Origin of the sequence: Aestuariibius violaceus, from assembly GCF_040779325.2 — a bacterium.
GTDB classification, from domain to species: domain Bacteria; phylum Pseudomonadota; class Alphaproteobacteria; order Rhodobacterales; family Rhodobacteraceae; genus Aestuariibius; species Aestuariibius violaceus.
Map to the genome: position 1 here is coordinate 357,733 of NZ_JBFONT020000001.1, position 17,268 is coordinate 375,000.

At 61.9% G+C, this 17,268-nt stretch carries 17 protein-coding genes, 1 tRNA gene and 2 rRNA genes (1 of these 20 only partly in view); 4 read left to right on the forward strand and 16 right to left on the reverse strand.

Features of this window, described 5'->3' with window-relative positions:
- Nucleotides 1-18 precede the first annotated feature (18 nt).
- The 3 genes from AADZ90_RS01770 to AADZ90_RS01780 are packed head-to-tail and all read right to left on the reverse strand — an operon-like array spanning nucleotide 19 to nucleotide 2,661.
- Nucleotides 19-1,389 (reverse strand): glutamate--cysteine ligase, encoded by a 1,371-nt coding sequence (locus AADZ90_RS01770; protein WP_367309471.1) that lies wholly within the window; start codon nucleotides 1,387-1,389, stop codon nucleotides 19-21.
- A 46-nt stretch (nucleotides 1,390-1,435) separates the two neighbouring features.
- Nucleotides 1,436-1,942: a hypothetical protein gene (locus AADZ90_RS01775; protein WP_367309470.1), complete on the reverse strand. Its 507-nt coding sequence runs from the start codon at nucleotides 1,940-1,942 to the stop codon at nucleotides 1,436-1,438.
- Nucleotides 1,939-2,661 (reverse strand): 16S rRNA (uracil(1498)-N(3))-methyltransferase, encoded by a 723-nt coding sequence (locus tag AADZ90_RS01780; RefSeq protein ID WP_367309469.1) that lies wholly within the window; start codon nucleotides 2,659-2,661, stop codon nucleotides 1,939-1,941. Before AADZ90_RS01780 ends, AADZ90_RS01775 begins: the two co-directional genes overlap by 4 nt.
- 12 nt (nucleotides 2,662-2,673) lie before the next feature.
- Here AADZ90_RS01780 and ubiA point away from each other — a divergent pair, with 12 nt between their 5' ends.
- The 3 genes from ubiA to AADZ90_RS01795 are packed head-to-tail and all read left to right on the forward strand — an operon-like array spanning nucleotide 2,674 to nucleotide 6,000.
- Complete coding sequence (ubiA, locus tag AADZ90_RS01785) at nucleotides 2,674-3,639, forward strand: 4-hydroxybenzoate octaprenyltransferase (protein ID WP_367309468.1); 966 nt, start codon at nucleotides 2,674-2,676, stop codon at nucleotides 3,637-3,639.
- Nucleotides 3,640-3,698: 59 nt separating this feature from the next.
- Complete coding sequence (locus AADZ90_RS01790) at nucleotides 3,699-5,684, forward strand: OmpA family protein (protein WP_367309467.1); 1,986 nt, start codon at nucleotides 3,699-3,701, stop codon at nucleotides 5,682-5,684.
- Entirely contained in the window at nucleotides 5,671-6,000 is a 330-nt protein-coding gene (locus AADZ90_RS01795; protein WP_367309466.1) for a hypothetical protein, read from the forward strand. The genes AADZ90_RS01790 and AADZ90_RS01795 overlap by 14 nt, the downstream gene beginning before the upstream one ends.
- Here AADZ90_RS01795 and AADZ90_RS01800 read toward each other — a convergent pair.
- The 9 genes from AADZ90_RS01800 to AADZ90_RS01840 all read right to left on the reverse strand — a co-directional run bounded on the left by AADZ90_RS01800 (nucleotide 5,997) and on the right by AADZ90_RS01840 (nucleotide 14,147).
- Nucleotides 5,997-6,440, reverse strand: a complete 444-nt coding sequence (locus AADZ90_RS01800) for a molybdenum cofactor biosynthesis protein MoaE (RefSeq protein ID WP_367309578.1) — start codon at nucleotides 6,438-6,440, stop codon at nucleotides 5,997-5,999. The genes AADZ90_RS01795 and AADZ90_RS01800 overlap by 4 nt on opposite strands.
- A 5-nt stretch (nucleotides 6,441-6,445) precedes the next feature.
- Nucleotides 6,446-6,697 carry a molybdopterin converting factor subunit 1 gene (gene moaD, locus AADZ90_RS01805; protein WP_367309465.1) on the reverse strand — a complete coding sequence of 84 codons (252 nt, stop codon included), beginning with the start codon at nucleotides 6,695-6,697 and terminating at the stop codon, nucleotides 6,446-6,448.
- A complete protein-coding gene (gene pgsA, locus AADZ90_RS01810; RefSeq protein ID WP_367309464.1) occupies nucleotides 6,694-7,356 on the reverse strand; it encodes a CDP-diacylglycerol--glycerol-3-phosphate 3-phosphatidyltransferase in 663 nt (220 codons plus the stop codon). The genes moaD and pgsA overlap by 4 nt, the downstream gene beginning before the upstream one ends.
- Before the next feature lie 185 nt (nucleotides 7,357-7,541).
- On the reverse strand, nucleotides 7,542-9,434 hold the full coding sequence (gene uvrC / locus AADZ90_RS01815) for an excinuclease ABC subunit UvrC (protein ID WP_367309577.1): 1,893 nt from the start codon (nucleotides 9,432-9,434) through the stop codon (nucleotides 7,542-7,544).
- 284 nt (nucleotides 9,435-9,718) lie between these two features.
- The gene (locus tag AADZ90_RS01820) at nucleotides 9,719-10,495 is read right to left on the reverse strand and encodes an SDR family oxidoreductase (RefSeq protein WP_367309463.1); all 777 of its coding nucleotides are present in this window, start codon (nucleotides 10,493-10,495) and stop codon (nucleotides 9,719-9,721) included.
- Complete coding sequence (locus AADZ90_RS01825) at nucleotides 10,492-11,472, reverse strand: calcium/sodium antiporter (RefSeq protein ID WP_367309462.1); 981 nt, start codon at nucleotides 11,470-11,472, stop codon at nucleotides 10,492-10,494. The genes AADZ90_RS01820 and AADZ90_RS01825 overlap by 4 nt, the downstream gene beginning before the upstream one ends.
- A gap of 155 nt (nucleotides 11,473-11,627) precedes the next feature.
- Nucleotides 11,628-12,416, reverse strand: a complete 789-nt coding sequence (locus tag AADZ90_RS01830) for a S49 family peptidase (protein WP_367309461.1) — start codon at nucleotides 12,414-12,416, stop codon at nucleotides 11,628-11,630.
- 43 nt (nucleotides 12,417-12,459) lie between these two features.
- Complete coding sequence (locus tag AADZ90_RS01835; RefSeq protein ID WP_367309460.1) at nucleotides 12,460-13,221, reverse strand: ABC transporter permease; 762 nt, start codon at nucleotides 13,219-13,221, stop codon at nucleotides 12,460-12,462.
- On the reverse strand, nucleotides 13,218-14,147 hold the full coding sequence (locus AADZ90_RS01840; RefSeq protein ID WP_367309459.1) for an ABC transporter ATP-binding protein: 930 nt from the start codon (nucleotides 14,145-14,147) through the stop codon (nucleotides 13,218-13,220). The genes AADZ90_RS01835 and AADZ90_RS01840 overlap by 4 nt, the downstream gene beginning before the upstream one ends.
- Before the next feature lie 151 nt (nucleotides 14,148-14,298).
- Between AADZ90_RS01840 and AADZ90_RS01845 the strand changes: the two genes are divergently transcribed.
- Nucleotides 14,299-14,841: a CBS domain-containing protein gene (locus AADZ90_RS01845; RefSeq protein WP_367309458.1), complete on the forward strand. Its 543-nt coding sequence runs from the start codon at nucleotides 14,299-14,301 to the stop codon at nucleotides 14,839-14,841.
- On the opposite strand, the gene AADZ90_RS01850 is transcribed toward AADZ90_RS01845, so the two are convergent.
- The 4 genes from AADZ90_RS01850 to AADZ90_RS01865 all read right to left on the reverse strand — a co-directional run.
- On the reverse strand, nucleotides 14,838-15,611 hold the full coding sequence (locus tag AADZ90_RS01850) for an endonuclease III domain-containing protein (RefSeq protein ID WP_367309457.1): 774 nt from the start codon (nucleotides 15,609-15,611) through the stop codon (nucleotides 14,838-14,840). The genes AADZ90_RS01845 and AADZ90_RS01850 overlap by 4 nt on opposite strands.
- Nucleotides 15,612-15,855: 244 nt before the next feature.
- A tRNA-Met gene (locus AADZ90_RS01855) sits at nucleotides 15,856-15,932 on the reverse strand.
- 81 nt (nucleotides 15,933-16,013) lie between these two features.
- Nucleotides 16,014-16,128, reverse strand: a 5S ribosomal RNA gene (gene rrf, locus AADZ90_RS01860).
- Nucleotides 16,129-16,198: 70 nt separating this feature from the next.
- Nucleotides 16,199-17,268 (reverse strand): 23S ribosomal RNA (locus AADZ90_RS01865); it runs 1,757 nt beyond the window's last position.

The following is a 17,268-nucleotide window of genomic DNA, read 5'->3' on the forward strand; positions in this document are numbered from 1 at the left end:
TGAGCGTCTGGGTCAAGCCTAGTAGCTGTACTCTGCAAAGACCTGCGTCACATCTTGCTTCCAAGGCCCCTCGTATTTCGCCAGAAGCTCATCGGCTGGGACACGCCCCGTCTCGACGCTTTCTTTCAGTGCATTCAGGAAGTGACTCTCGTCAGGAACCAGTCCGCCGGCACCCGGACGGGCTCGTGCGCGAAGTCCGGCATCCGCGATGTGCAACACCTCACGCGCAAGGTCGTGCATCTTCTGACCACCAACCTTGGCGTCAAGTGCTTGAACACTCGCCTCGACCCGCCAGGCCTCCCGCGTCTCGGCATCCCAGCCCTTCGCGAGATCCCAAGCTGCGTCCAGAGCGGTATCGTCATAAAGCAACCCGACCCATAGTGCCGGTAGCGCACATAACCGCCGCCATGGCCCGCCATCGGCCCCGCGCATCTCGATGAATTTCTTGATCCGCGCCTCGGGGAAGATCGTCGTCAGGTGATCCGCCCAATCGGACAGCGTCGGCTTCTCCCCCGGCAAGGCCGGCAGCTCGCCCTTCAGGAAATCCCGAAACGACTGCCCCGTTGCATCGACATAGTTACCGTCGCGATAGACAAAGTACATCGGCACATCGAGCGCATAGTCCACCCAGCGCTCGAACCCCATCCCATCCTCGAAGACCCACGGCAGCATCCCGGTCCGGGCTGGATCCAAATCGCGCCATATACGCGACCGCCAGGATTTGTGCCCGTTCGGCTTGCCTTCCAGGAAGGGTGAATTCGCGAACAGAGCCGTCGCGACGGGCTGCAAGGCCAAAGCGACCCGCAGCTTCTTCACCATGTCCGGCTCGGACGCGAAGTCGAGGTTCACCTGCACCGTGCAGGTCCGGTACATCATCTGCAGACCGTGGCTTCCAACCGTCTGCATATACTCGGTCATCAGCCGATACCGCCCCTTCGGCATCATCGACATGTCCTCGTGTCGCCAATGCGGCGCGGCACCGAGCCCGATAAATCCGGCCCCGATATCGTCCGCCACTGCCTGCACGTCGCGCAGGTGCGCGTTCACCTCGTCGCAGGTCTCGTGGATCGTCTCGAGGGGGGCGCCCGAAAGCTCCAACTGCCCCCCCGGCTCAAGAGAGACATTCGCTCCGTCCTTCTGCAGCCCGATGATATTGTCGCCCTCAAGCAGCGGCTCCCATCCGAACCGCTCGCGCAACCCCTCCAGAATAGCCCGGATCGAGCGCTCCCCGTGATAGGGCAGCGGCTTCAGCGTATCGCGGCAATACCCGAACTTCTCGTGCTCGGTCCCGATCCGCCACGCCTCCTTCGGCTTGCAGCCTGAGGCTAGATACTCCGCCAGTTGCTCATGACGTTCGATGGGACCGCCGCCGGATTGAGGGATGGACATGGAAGGCGCTCCGATCGTTGCCGCGACGTCGCCCGTAGGTGGCCGCTCAGGCCGGGGGTGTCAATGCGGGCGTGTCCGCCGGATCCTGCCGCCAGAGAATGTGATCGCCCCCGTCCTGAAGCGCGCGGGCAACCCGCCCGGCATCAATGCCGGGCAAGACGAGAAGCGCATCGAGAAGCGCATCCGCACCCCGCGCGTCCGCCGGAACGGCAATTCGGTTTCCTGCACTGTCAGCCAGATGCCAGACGCGATCTGCCAGCCGAACATCGGTGATCAGGTCAAGCGACAGCAAGCCGCCACCCTCTGCCGCCAGGTAGGTCAACTGCCGCTCGGTAATCTCCACCACCCCGGCCCCGTCCTGCCCCTGCTGCAACCGCACCCGCCGGATCGCCGGAATCAACAGTCCAACCGCCGCAACCGACAGCGCTCCGCCGACAATGGTCAACCCGACCCCCGGCAGCGCGATGAACCAAAGACCCAAAAGCAAAGCCCCACCCGCCAGAAGGGGCTCACGCCAGCGGCGCAGGATCTCCAGGATCTCCGGGCGGATCACATCCAATCCCCTTGGCGCGCCTGCCACAAAGCCAAGGCGGCGACAGCGGCCGTGTCTGCCCGCAGGATGCGAGGACCCAGCGAAACCGGGCGGGCGATACGGCCGATCCGTTCCCGCTCCCCCGTCGTGAAGCCACCTTCGGGACCGATAAGAATCGCGGCCGGCTCGCCTGGTGCTCTCTCGGCGAAGGCGACGCCACCATGTCCCGCAAGCTCTTCATCGCAGAAGTAAAGCGCGCGATCGGCGCGCCAGTCATCGAGCACGACAGACAGCTTCTGAAGCTCCGTCACCTTGGGCACGTACGTACCCCCGCACTGCTCCGCTGCCTCGACCGCATGAGACTGCAACCGGTCCCGCCTGATCCGCTCGGAATTCGTCCGTTCCGTCTGAACGGGAATGATCTGCGCAACCCCCAACTCAGTCGCCTTCTCGACAATGAAATCCGTCCGGGCCTTTTTGATCGGCGCAAAGAGCAGCCAAAGGTCCGGAGGCGGCATAAGCGGCTTGGTCTGCTGCGTAACCGCCAGAACACCCGACCGTTTGCCTACCTCATCCAGCAAAACCGCCCACTCACCGTCCTTGCCGTTGAAGACGAAAACCTCTGCCCCGACCGGCTGCCGCATCACATGCGTCAGGTAATGCACCTGATCCCGCGTCAGCGGGACCCGTTGCCCCTCTCTAAGAGGGTGATCTACAAAGAGACGGATCGCAGAAGCCATGGACACATCTTTATGACCGAGGCCGGGGAGAAACCAGAGACGGGCGGCACGGTCGCCGATGCGGTGCCCGGCAACTGGGTCGACCGTTATGCGCCCGAGTCCACGCGCCCCTTCCTGCGTCTCAGCCGGGCCGACCGTCCCATTGGCACATGGCTTCTGCTGCTGCCCTGCTGGTGGGGCCTGACCCTCGCAATGCTCGCGACCGAAGACGCCAGTTGGCACGACGCCTGGATCGCCACGGGCTGCGCCATCGGGGCCTTCCTGATGCGTGGCGCGGGCTGCACCTGGAACGACATCACCGACCGCGACTTCGATGCCTCCGTCGCCCGGACCCAGTCCCGGCCCATTCCGGCCGGCCAGGTCACCGTCCGCGCCGCACTGATCTGGATGTTGGTCCAGTCCTTCCTCGCGCTCCTCATCCTGCTGACCTTCAATCCACCCGCAATTCTGCTCGGCTTCGCCGCACTCATCCCCGTCGCAATCTACCCCTTCGCAAAGCGCTTCACCTGGTGGCCTCAGGTTTTCCTCGGCATCGCCTTCAACTGGGGCGCCCTCCTGGCTTGGACGGCACATGCGGGCGCACTCCATCTCCCCGCGATCATCCTCTATCTCGCGGGCATCTCCTGGACGCTCTTCTACGACACCATCTACGCCCATCAGGACACAGAAGATGACGCGCTGATCGGCATCAAATCCACCGCCCGTCTCTTCGGCGACAAGACACCGGCATGGCTTCGCCGGTTCCTCATCATCACAGTGACCCTGATGGCCCTCGCCGTCCTCAGCGTCGCAATCGAAAAGCCGCCCGCCGCCCTGCTCCTTGCGCTCTGCGGGCCTTGGGCAATGGGCTGGCATCTCGCCTTTCAGCTGCGTCAGTTCGATGCGGAAGACAATCCGAAGCTCTTGTACCTATTCCGCCTGAACCGGACGACAGGCTTCATCCCCGTGCTCTTTTTCGCCGCTGCCCTCGCGGCCTGATTGCACCCCCCTCTCCCGCAGCCTAGATAGGCGCAATCCGAAACCATCCGATCGACGAGATGCGTCTGTCCTCAGCCCTGATCATGCTTGCCGTCTTCGGCACCGCCGCCGGCGGATCGCTTCTCGCCGCGCGCCTTACGGTGGAAACGGTCGAGGATCTGTCCGCCTCCTCCGTGAACCGCGAAATGACCCTCGAAGGGCTCGACTGGGCGTCCGTTCAAACTGACGGCTTGCAAGTCATCATCGAAGGCACCGCGCCTACTGAAGCGACGATGTTTCGCGCAATCACCACGGCCTCCAAGGTCGTCGATGCAGCGCGCGTCCGGAATGAAATGTTCGTCGCAGATGCCGCAGCCATCGAACCGCCGCGCTTCTCGATCGAAATCCTGCGAAACACTTCAGAGATCTCTCTGATCGGCCTGATCCCCGCATCCGACGATCGTGATGCGATCCTCGAAGAAGTCGCCAGCGCGGCGGACGGCCTGCCCGTCACCGATCTTCTGGAAACGGCGGACTACCCCGCCCCCGAAGGATGGCAACCCGCCCTGACCTACGCGCTCCGCGCGCTCGACACACTGCCGCGCTCCAAGATTTCGGTCGAAGCTGGCCGAGTGGAAGCGACCGCGATCAGCGAAAGCCCCCAGCAGAAACGCGAATATGAAAACCAGCTCCGCCGCCGCGTTCCCGAGAACATCGAGGTCGCACTCGACATTTCCGCGCCCCGCCCGGTCATCACGCCCTTCACGCTCCGCTTCGTGATCGACGACCGTGGCCCGCATTTCGATGCATGCTCCGTTGACGGGGACACCACAGAAGAGATGATCGAAGCAGCCGCCAGGGCCATCGGCTGGCAAGGCACTCGCGCCTGTACCGAGGGGCTCGGTATGCCCTCCCAAACCTGGGGCGAAGCCGTCGCAATGGGCATCGCCGCACTCGGCGATCTGGGCGGCGGCGCGCTGACCTTCACGGATACCGACGTTTCGCTCGTCGCCGCGGAAGGAACGGCTCAAGGCCTCTTCGACAATGTCGTTGGAGAGTTCGAGAACGCCCTGCCTGAGGTCTACGCCTTGACGGCCGTCCTCCCCGAACCGCCCGACGCTTCCGTCGAGATCCCGGAATTCATCGCCATTCGCTCTCCCGAGGGGCTCGTGCAACTCCGCGGCAAGGTCAGCGACGAGTTGATGAACACGACGGCTGAAAACTATGCGCGCGCGCGCCTCGGTGCCCCCGACCTGGCGATGGGCACCCGCATCAGCGAAGACCTGCCGTCAGGCTGGTCCGTCCGCGTTCTCGCCGGGATCGAGGCGCTGGCAGAGCTTTCGAATGGCGCCGTCACCGTTCAACCCGATCTGATCACGATCCGCGGCAATACCGGCGATCAACAGGCCAGCGCCCAGATTGCAGCGCTCCTGACCGAGAAGCTCGGCGATGGTCAGGACTTCCAGATTGACGTCACCTATGTCGAACAACTCGATCCCATTGCCGGCCTGCCGACGGCCGAGGAGTGCATCGCACAGATCGAAGCGGTCGTCGAAGAGGTCAAGATCACCTTCGAACCCGGCTCGGCCACGCTCGACAGCACCGCCCAGCCGATCATGGACGATATCGCGGCCATCCTGCAGCCCTGCGCCGACAAGCGGATCGAGGTCGCTGGCTATACCGATAGCCAGGGCCGCGAGGTGATGAACCAGCAGCTCAGCCAGGAACGGGCAGAGGCAGTCCTGAACGCCCTGCGCGAACGTCGCGTACCGACCCGCCGCTTCACCGCAATCGGCTATGGCGAGGCCGACCCCATTGCCGATAACGGCACCGAGGAAGGGCGCGAAGCCAACAGACGGATTGAATTCCGCCTCATCGTACCGGAATCGACCGAAGAGACGACAGCGCTAGAGGAAATGGAAGCTCCCCTTGAGGAAGCCTCGGATCCGGCGGAAGCGGCGCCGAACGACCAAGCAGACCCCGCACCTGATGAAGGCGCGACAACAGAAGAAACACCCTCAGAAGATCCGCCCGCCGAGGAAGAAACCGAGAATGAACAGAACTGAATTTATCTTCGCCACGGCCGTGATCCTCTTCGTCGCGTTCTGCCTCGGCTGGTTTGCCAACTGGCTCATCCACCGCTTCACCCGTGTCGGCCAGGCCGAAATCAGCGAACTCGACCGGCTCGCCCAGTCTCTCCACGAAGCAGAAGAAACGCGCGATCAGGCGATTACCTACCTCCAGCAGCGCGAAGCCGAGATGACAAACCAGCTGACCCAGACCGAGGCGGAACTACGGGCGGCGATGGACGGCCTCCGCGACGCACGCCAGGAAACGGAAGAGCTGCGCGCCTATATCGAACGCCAGAGCAGCACCACCTAGGACCACCGGTCGAGCGCGGCTTCGTCCTCGTCCTTGGCAGCCACCCAATCCGAGCCATCCGCCGTCACTTCCTTCTTCCAGAAGGGTGCACGCGACTTCAGGTAATCCATCAGGAACTCCGCCGCCTCGAACGCTGCAACCCGGTGGGCCGAGGCTGTCGCGACCATCATGATCGGCTCCTCCGGCGCAAGCCGCCCATAACGGTGGATCACAAGCGCCCCGGTCAAGGGCCAGCGCCCCTTGGCCTCGTCGACGATCCCGCGGATCGCCCGTTCCGTCATCCCGGGATAATGCTCGATCTCCATATGAGCCAGGCTGCCTGCGACGTCGCGCGTGATCCCGGTAAAGCTCACGACGGCCCCGGCGCCCCGCTGCGCAGCCGTGAAAGCATCCAGCTCCTCCCCCGCCGCGAACCGCTCCTCTTGGAGGCGCACATTCACAGCGCTCACCCCCCCGTCATTGGCGGGAAAAAGGCCACCTCCCGTACGCCCTCCAGCGGGCTGCCCCACTCCGCGAGTTCCTGATCGAGCGCCACCTTCAATGCCGTCGTATCCGCAAACGCCGCCTCATAGCGCTCTTCGCGACCCCGCAGTTCATCGACGAGGTCCGCGACGGTCGCGGCCTCCGTCTCGACCCGCTCCTTAGGCAACCCGATCCGCTCCCGGACCCAGGCAAAATAAAGAAGATCCAGTGTCATTTGCCCTCCTTCAGATGCGGCAGCGCCTTCCGGAAATAGTCCCATCCGGTGATCAGCGTCAACGCGGCGGCCAGCCACAACAGCGCGATCCCGATCCAGCGCGCCAGGTCCTGAAGGCCCGACTTCCAGCGCAGACCAGCCGGATCCAGTCCGCCCTCAAGGACAGCGGTGATGGTCTCCGGATCCATCCCCACTGACGCTTCAGCCGCGTAGTGAAACATCACCCCATGAAAGAACAGTGCCGCGATCGCGACCATCTGGACCGTCGTCTTCCACTTGGCGAGCTTCGTCACCGTCAGCGTCCCCGCCGTCGCCCCAAGAAACTCCCGAAGGCCCGACACGAATACCTCCCGAAAGAGGATCAGCACCGCCGGCAGCACGATCGAAAAGACCAGCGTCGAAAACGACGCCAGCACCAACAGCGCAATCGCCACCATCACCTTATCCGCAATCGGGTCGAGCATTGCACCAAACTTGCTCTCCTGCTTCCACGCCCGCGCGAGGTAGCCATCGAACCAGTCCGTCACCGCCGCGCCGGCAAAAAACACCAGCGCCAGCCAATCCGCCAAGGGCCGCGAGACAAAGAGGAACAGCAGGACGAGCCCCGGCGCCGCCAAAAGGCGCAGCGTCGTCAGCACATTGGGTAAAGTCCAGGTCATGTCCCCCTCTACCCCCTCCCCACCAAACACGGAAGGGACAGCATCACCTCTTCATCTGGCCATCAATACTCCCGCCGGAGGCACCTGCCAGCTCCGCCAGGAACACCAACCGATCGGGCAAAGGCAACAGCGATGCCGGGCGGCCAGAACACCGAGGCGCGCTTGCGCGCCTCAATCTGGCAGCCTCACCCCTCGTGGAAATGGTCGTAGATCTTCTGCGCCAGACTTTCCGAGATCCCGTCCACCGCCTTCAGATCGGCGAGGTTGGCTCGTCCCACCGCCTTGGCGGAGCCGAAATGCGCCAGCAACGCCCGCTTCCGCGCCGCCCCCACACCGGCAATCTCGTCGAGCGGCGTCGCACCCACCGCCTTCGCCCGCTTCGCCCGATGCGTGCCGATCGCAAACCGGTGCGCCTCGTCCCGCAGCCGCTGCACGAAATAGAGAACCGGATCGTTATGCCTCAGCGCCATCGGCCGCTTTCCCGTTCGGTGGAATTCTTCCTTCCCTGCATCCCGGTCGATTCCCTTCGCGACGCCGATCATCGCGATGTCCTCGACGCCCAACTCCGACATGATCTCATGCACGGCGCTCACTTGCCCGGCGCCCCCATCGATCAACAGCAGATCCGGCCAGGTCCCCGATTGCCGGTCCGGATCCTCCTTCAGCAGCCGCTTGAACCGCCGGGTCAGCACCTCCTTCATCATCCCGAAATCGTCGCCCGGGGTCAGCTCCTCTCCCCGGATATTGAACTTCCGGTACTGGCCCTTCTCGAACCCCTCCGGCCCGGCGACGACCATCGCGCCAACGGCATATTGCCCCTGGATGTGAGAATTGTCGTAGACCTCCACACGGCCCGGCGGCTCCGCCAGATCAAACGCCTCCGCCAGGCCGCGCAGCAACTTCGCCTGCGTCGCCGTCTCGCTCATCTTCCGCGCCAGGCTCTCCCGCGCATTCCGCAAGGCATGAGAGACCAGTTCCGCCTTCTCCCCCCGTTGCGGAACCGCCAGTTCCACCTTCCGCCCCGCCTTCTGTGCGAGCGCCTCGCAAACCAGGTCCTCGTCATCCACACCATGCGACAGCAACACCAGCCGCGGCGGCTCCTTGTCGCCGTAGAACTGCAGAAGGAAGGCCTGCATCACCTCAGACGCGTCCACATCTTCGCCGACACGCGGATAATAGTCCCGGTTCCCCCAGTTCTGATTCGCCCGGATAAAGAACACCTGCACACAGGCCTGCCCGCCCCCCTGGTGCAGCGCAATTACGTCCGCCTCGGCCACCCCCTGCGGATTAATGCCCTGAGCCGACTGCACCTGCGTCATCGCCCGAATCCGGTCACGCAAAGCCGCCGCACGCTCAAACTCCATTGCCTCGGATGCCGCCCGCATCTCGTCCGCCAATTGCGCCTGAACTGCTGTCGTCTTGCCCTGCAAGAACCGGTCCGCGTCCTTCACCAGCCCCGCATACTCGTCTTCCGACACATACCCGACACACGGCGCCGAACACCGCTTGATCTGATAAAGCAGACAAGGCCGGGTCCTGCTGTCGAAGGTCGCGTCCGAACAGTTCCGCAGCAGGAACACTTTCTGCAGCTGATTGATCGTCCGGTTCACCGCGCCCGCCGACGCAAAGGGCCCGTAATAATCCCCCTTCTCCTTTTTCGCTCCCCGATGCTTCTTGATCTGAGGAAAAGAATGCTCGCGGCCCACCAGGATATTCGGAAAGGACTTATCGTCCCGCAGCAACACATTGTATTTCGGCTTCAACTGCTTGATCAGGTTCTGCTCGAGAAGCAGCGCCTCGGTCTCGGTCTTCGTCGTCAGGAACATCATCGACGCCGTCTCGCGGATCATCCGCGTGATCCGCGCCGAATGCTGGTTCGACGGCCGGGAGTAGCTCGTCACCCGCGCCTTCAGGTTCCGTGCCTTGCCGACGTAGAGCACCCGTGCCTGCTCATCGAGCATACGGTAGACGCCCGGCGACGCATCAAGCTGCTTCACATAGGCTGCAATACACGCATACCCCTTCGGCCCTGTACCAAAGGCCTCCTGCTCGGCGGAAAGATGGTTGTTATGCCCCATGGCCTCGGAGATATGATTCTCGACCAGCCGCTGCAATCCTGACGCAGGAGTGACAAGGGCAATAGAGTCCACGACTTCTGTGGACAACTACGTGGGCAAGTTTTTGGAATGCCGGTTTTTCCCTTATCTCGGCGCAATTTCTGTGATCCGCCTTTTTTTTAAGCAATAATCTAAGCCATTGTTTCTCTTGATCATTTTTTATGCCCAAAGGCAAACACCTGAAAACATTACGATTTTATGAACGAAGTGTAACGGATTGGTGAGCCGGTGCAAAACTGGTCAGTTCACTCTGGCCCCAGAACGTCCGGCGTCTTCCAGGCTAAATGCTGCCCCCCGTCGACGCAAAGAAGTTGCCCTGTCACAGCCCTCGCGTCCAAGAAGTACCCTAGCGCCGCAACGATTCCCTCCGGGTCTGCCCCCCGCTCCAGTATCGTCGCCTGCCGCTGCGCCTCGAAATGCGCACGGGTCTGCCGGTCGCCCTGCAGGGTCGGCCCCGGGCCGATTGCATTCACCCGAATCCGCGGCGCCAGCCCCTGCGCCGCCGTCTTGGTCAACGCCCAAAGCCCCATCTTCGCGATCGTGTAGGTCGAGAAATTCGGCGTCAGCTTCCGCACCCGCTGGTCAAGCATGTTGATCACCAGCCCCCGCGCGACCGGCTCGCCATTCGCGTCGATCTCCGGTTCCGGCATCTGCTCCGCCAGCGCTTGAATCAGCACATAGGGTGCCCGCAGGTTGGAGCCGATATGCCGGTTCCAGCTTTCCAGCGTCGCCGTCTCAATCGTATCCGGCTCGAAGATCGAGGCGTTGTTGATCAGGCAGGTGACCGGCCCACCCAGCGCCTCCGCCGCCTGCCCCAACAGCACCCCGGTCTGGTCCTCGTCCAACAGATCCGCCTGCAACGCGATCGCCTGGCGTCCCATCGCCAGTATCGCCTTGACCGCCGCGTCGGCACCGTCACGCGACCCGTTGTAGTGGACCGCGACGTCGAAACCGCGGCGACCCAGATATTCCGCCATCGCCCGGCCCAGCCGCCGGCCCGCTCCTGTGACAAGCGCCCTCATGAGGCCAGCACGATTACGAGGTAGGCCGCATAAAGCGCCGTCAGCGCAGCCCCCCAGAGCCGCGTGATATCCCGCCGCAGGAACACGAACGGAATGAGCAGCAGCGATGCGCTCAACATCACCCACAGATCGAAGCTCAGGAATTTTGGATCAACGGGGATCGGCCCCACCAGGCTCGCCACCCCGATGATGGCCAGCAGGTTGAACATGTTCGACCCGATGACGTTGCCCAACGCCACGTCCGCCTGCCGCCGGATTGCCGCCATGACCGTTGTGGCAAGCTCGGGCAGTGACGTTCCGATCGCAACGAGCGTCAGGCCGATGACCTCTTCCGACAGGCCGAAGGTACGCGCGATATTGATCGATCCATCGATCAGCAACTCGGCCCCCAGCGGAAGGCCAGCGAGCCCGAGCACCAGATAGATCGCAATCCGCCAGCCGGGCATGGACGGATCCGCCCCCTCAACTTCCTCGTCTTCTTCGTCCGGCACTTCATTGGCGACGTCCCGGCGATGCGCCCGCGCTGCCCGAAAGGCGCTGCCAAGCATGATCGAAAGCCCAGCGAGGAGGATCAGCCCGTGCCACCACGTGATCGGCGCGAAGAAGCAAAGTGCGATAAAAAGCACCGACGCAAAGATCATCTGAAGGTAGCTTCGCCGCGTCTCGCACGTCGAAGTGTGCATGGTCGCGATCAGCGCAGGTACCCCGAGGACCAACAGGATGTTTGCTGTGTTGGAGCCGACGACATTGCCCAGCGCAATGCCCGCAACGCCATCCAGGATCGCCTTGATCGAGATCAGAAGCTCCGGCGCCGACGTCCCGAAAGCCACGATCGTCAGAGACACGATCAGCGCGGGAACGCCGAGGCGCAGCGACAGGTTGACCGCCCCTTTCACCAGCGCGTCCCCCGCGAGGATCAGGATAAACAGCCCGAGGATCGTCATCGACCAGTCGAGGATGGGGCCGTCCGGTAGCATGATCAGGCTTTCCCGCAAGGGCAGGGGCCGCGGCCGATCCGCGGACGGCCACACGCCTTGCACTTGGCCGACCGCATACCGGGCAGGCGTAACCGGCCGAACATCGCGAGGACGCCCATGCCGATCAGAAACAGAGTGACGATCTTGAGGATCACTTAGAGACCGAACCGCGCATAAGCCGCACGTTCTTCCAGCATCGCAGCGGTGTCATCCACAAGCTGAGCCCCCAGGCGCCCCAGAAGCGGCCGTCGCCGGCCGAAGCGCCGGATCCTTACCTTGTCGCCGTAGCGCGTCTTCATCTCCGGCAGGAGGTGCCCGATCCCGTCGGCAAGGCCAACCTCGATAGCTCTCTGGCCCACCCAGATCTCGCCGGTGAACAGGTCCTCCCCGTTCAGCTTGCCCTCCCGGCGCCTGCGGACCTGCTCTTTGAACGTTTCGTGGATCTCGTCGAGGATGCGCTTCAGCCGGGCGACATCCTCCTCCTTCTCGGGCTTGAACGGATCCAGCATCGATTTGCTCTCGCCCGCCGTATAAACCCGGCGCTCAATCCCATACCGGCCGATAAACTCATGTGCCCCGAAGCTGGCGGAGATCACACCGATCGATCCGACGACCGAACTGTGATCGACAAAGATCTCGTCCGCCGCTGTCGCAAGCCAATATCCACCCGAAGCCGCCACATCCTCGACGAAGGCAACAACGGGGATTTCCTTCTCTTCGGCCATCTGACGGATCTGCGATGCAATCAGCGAGGATTGCACAGCGCTTCCCCCAGGTGAGTTGATCTCAAGCGCAATGGCCTCTGGCTTCCCGCGAAAGGCTTTCTCGATCACGGGGCGCATGACAGTACCGTCGAGGCCACGGGACCCGATCCCGATCGCGCCCGACAAACGAATGACCGACACCGAAGGCGGCGTCTTCACGAAAGGGATCCAGCGTCTCATCCCGTCCCACATAGGCCGCGGCCCCGGAAGGAACAACCGCCCGCTATTGACGGATCCGCCAGCCGGTTTTGAAGATCCACCAGATGACGCCAAGGCACAACACGGTGAAACCGGCGATAGCCAGAAGCGACAGCCAGATATTCACATCGGCCTGCCCGAAGAACGCCCAGCGGAAGCCAGAGATCAGATAGACCACCGGATTGAACAGCGTGATCGTCTGCCAGACCGGCGGGAGCATCGAGATCGAGTAGAACGACCCGCCAAGGAAAACGAGCGGTGTGATCACCAGAAGCGGGATCAGCTGCAGTTGTTCGAAGTTCCCCGCCCAGATTCCGATGATGAACCCCAGTAGCGCAAAGCTAAGACAGGTCAGCACTAGGAAGGCCACCATCACCAAAGGTCGCTGAATATCGAGGTCGACGAAGAAGTAAGCCGTCCCAAGGATCACGAACCCGATGAACAGAGCCTTCGTCGCCGCCGCACCGACATAACCGATGACGATCTCGATAAAGTTCACCGGCGCCGACAACAGTTCGTAGATCGTCCCGATGAACTTCGGAAAGTAGATCCCGAAAGAGGCATTCGCCGTCGCCTGCGTCATCACCGACAGCATGATCAGCCCGGGCACGATGAACGCACCATAGGCCACGCCATCCACCTCCTGAATCCGCCCACCGATCGCCGCCCCGAAGACAACGAAGTAAAGCGCCGTCGAGATTACGGGAGAGATGAAGCTCTGCGTCAGCGTGCGAAAGAACCGCGCCATCTCGAACTTGTAGATGGCCTTGATCGCCTGAAGGTTCATGCCTGCTGCTCCTTCACCAGCCCCACGAAGATATCTTCAAGAGAGCTTTGCTGCGTCTGGATGTCGTCAAGCTCCAGCGGCGTTTGCTGCAACGTTGACAGAAGCTTGGTGATCCCCGTCCGCTCCGCCCGCCGGTCATAGGTGTAGATCAGACAGGTCCCCCCGTCGCTGAGGCGCAGATCGAACTCCGCCAATATGTACGGGATCGCCTCCGTGGGTTCGGCGAGAGAGATCTTCAGCTCTTTCTGACCCATCTGCGCCATCAGCTCGGCCTTGCTTTCGACCAACAAGATTTCGCCCTTGTTGATAACACCCACGCGATCCGCGATAGCCTCGGCTTCTTCGATGTAATGGGTGGTCAGGATGATCGTCACGCCGTCGGCCTTCAGCTCCGCCACCGTCTCCCACATGTCGCGCCGCAGCTCGACATCCACGCCCGCCGTCGGCTCGTCCAGGAACAGGATCCGCGGCTCGTGGCTCAAGGCCTTCGCGATCATCACCCGCCGCTTCATGCCGCCCGACAGCTCCATGATCTTCGAGGTCTTCTTGTCCGTCAGCGACAGCTTGTCGAGGATCCGGTCCAACTCCACATCGTTCGGCGCCTTCCCGAACAATCCGCGCGAAAACCGCACCGTGTCGATCACCCGCTCGAACGGCTCGAGGTTGATCTCCTGCGGCACCAATCCGATCAGACTCCGCGCGGCCCGGTAATCCTCAAGGATGTCATGCCCGCCGACCGTCACCCGTCCCTTTGTCGGGACGGTAATCCCGCAGATGGTCGAGATCAGGGTCGTCTTGCCTGCCCCGTTGGGACCAAGCAGCGCAAGGATCTCACCCTCTTCAATCGCCAGCGACACGCTCTTCAGCGCCTCGAAGCCCGACCCGTATGTCTTGGTTAGGCTGTCCACGGATACGATCGGCGGCATGGTGATGCTCCTCTCCCTTGCGGGCACCCTAATCCCCTCAACGAGCGGCGCAATCTCTGCCTGATGTGCACTGGTGCACAGGAGGCGCATTTTGCCACCCGGAAAACCTGACCTAGGTAACTGCGTCACGGTGACCAGTAGGGAGGCTCCCATGCCCGAAGAAGGTGAACGCCCAGGCACCCGCCTGATGGATCGGCCCGAATATAAATCCAAGCCGCGGCCGCTGACCCGTGGACCTGATGCAACCGTCTCCGAAGCCGTCGCCGCCATGAGCGACAAGAACTATGGCTCAGTCATTATCTGTGACGGCGACGAGAAGGTGATCGGCGTCGTCACCGAACGGGATATCATGCGAAAGATCGTCGGCGCCGGACGGGACGCCACGACGACCAAGCTCAGTGAAATCATGACCTCCGAACCGCGCCTCGCCAGAGAAACTGACGACATGGTCGACTGGCTGCGCATCATGTCGAACGAACGTTTCCGCCGTCTTCCTGTCGTCGATGAAGACGGGCGGATCAAGGCCGTCTTCACGCAGGGTGACTTCGTAAGCTACACTTGGCCTGACCTCATCCACCAGATGCGCAGCATGGCGACCGCCACCGTCGGGCGAAACTGGCCCTATTTCCTGATCGGTGGCGGGATCGCCCTCTATTCCATCGTCATGGTGATCGTCATCGGGGTGATCAACTAGCGTCGCATCCGCCGGTCCATCGGCCGATCCGGGAGTTGCCTGCGCGCCCCTTGCCGTATTGCCCTCTTCCGTTCGCGAGGCGTTTGCCCGGTCGGGCACAAGGTCCTCAGGGGGCAGGCCCGGCAATTGGGCAGCCCGTGCCGGCAAATCGTCTGCCCGAGACGCTTCATGTATTGATGGTGATGATCCAGCATCACCGCATCCCAATGCTGTGGAAGCTCATCCATCATCATCTCATAGGCATCCCGGATCGTCGCCGCGGTCTTCACCAGCCGCAAGCGCTTCAGAATCCGAAGGTGATGGCTGTCAATCACTAGTGCCCGCATTCGCAGGCTGCTGTTGTTGATCGTCGCAGCGGACGCCTTGCGTCCCACGCCCGGTAGCCTTTCCAGCCATGACAACGCGGCGTCCACCGGCATCTGCTTGAGATGATCAAGCGACAGCCGGCCCTGTTCCGCCGAAACCTGTGCCAGGGCCTCTTTCAGCCGCGGCGCCTTCACTTCAGAGAACGTCACGGGCTGGATTGCCAACTCGATCTCGCGCACAGGTGCATCGCGAACGGCTTCCCACGTTTTGAAGCGGGCGCGCACCGCGTCGATCGTAGCCAAGGTGACTTCTGTATAGGTCCGTCCACTCAGGATGCCCCAGACAAGCTGGGTTACAGGATCAAACGGCGACGAAATAGCGATCGGACCAAAACATCGGGCAAGCGTCTCGTGAAGTTTGGCCAGCCGCTTCGAACGATCCTCAAAGGGAAATGGAATCTGCATGGCCCTATGGTATCACAGGTTGAGAACATATGAAGAACATTAACCGTACTCCTCGGCGGACTACCGTCTGCCCGCAGCGCCATCCGACCCACTTTCAGCTCAGCAACTCGACGGGCTGCTGGCCTTGGACGAGATGCTGAACATCGGCTCTCCACGGAAATGCAACCCACCTGTCACCTTGAGCGATCTCGCATGGCTGCTTGTGACCAAAAAAAGGGCCGCCCCAACAGGACGGCCCTCAATCTGGTTGCGGGAGTAGGATTTGAACCTACGACCTTCAGGTTATGAGCCTGACGAGCTACCGGGCTGCTCCATCCCGCGCCAACCATGTCGCGCCTCAGGTCGTCTAGAAACAGGATCTGAGGCGCATCGTCAGAGAGATACGGGAATGGTCTTTACTAGGTTTGGCAGTGACTTACTCTCCCACGCCTTAAGACGCAGTACCATCAGCGCAACGGTGCTTAACGGCCGAGTTCGGGATGGGATCGGGTGTTTCACTCGTGCTATGACCACCAAACCGAGAAAAGACCATCAGGTCCAAGCCAAGCTGGCTTCTGTCAGGAAAGCGAACCTCGCTTCCACTGGATCAAATCAAGCCTATTGGACAATTAGTACCGGTCAACTGAACGCATTGCTGCGCTTACATCTCCGGCCTATCGACGTGGTGGTCTACCACGGTCCTCAGGGATACCTTGTTTTGAGGGGGGCTTCCCGCTTAGATGCCTTCAGCGGTTATCCTTTCCGATCATAGCTACCCAGCACTGCCATTGGCATGACAACTGGTCCACCAGTGGATCGTTCACCCCGGTCCTCTCGTACTAGGGGCAACTCCTCTCAAGTATCCTACACCCACGGCAGATAGGGACCGAACTGTCTCACGACGTTCTAAACCCAGCTCACGTACCTCTTTAAACGGCGAACAGCCGTACCCTTGGGACCTGCTCCAGCCCCAGGATGAGATGAGCCGACATCGAGGTGCCAAACGGTGCCGTCGATATGGACTCTTGGGCACCATCAGCCTGTTATCCCCGGCGTACCTTTTATCCGTTGAGCGATGGCCCTTCCACGCGGGACCACCGGATCACTATGGCCGTCTTTCGACTCTGCTCGACTTGTATGTCTCGCAGTCAGGCTGGCTTCTGCCATTGCACTCAACGAGCGATTTCCGACCGCTCTGAGCCAACCTTCGCGCGCCTCCGTTACTGTTTGGGAGGCGACCGCCCCAGTCAAACTACCCACCACGCAGGGTCCCGGATCCGGATAACGGACCGCGGTTAGACATCAAGCAGAGCAAGGGTGGTATCTCAAGGGTAGCTCCACAGAAACTGGCGTTCCTGCTTCAAAGCCTACCACCTATCCTGCACATGCTGTGCCTGATGCCAGTGCGAAGCTGTAGTAAAGGTGCACGGGGTCTTTCCGTCTAACCGCGGGAAGCCTGCATCTTGACAGGCAATTCAATTTCGCTGAGTCGATGTTGGAGACAGCGGGGAAGTCGTTACGCCATTCGTGCAGGTCGGAACTTACCCGACAAGGAATTTCGCTACCTTAGGACCGTTATAGTTACGGCCGCCGTTTACCGGGGCTTCAATTCGGTGCTTGCACACCTCCTTTTAACCTTCCGGCACCGGGCAGGCGTCAGACCCTATACGTCGTCTTG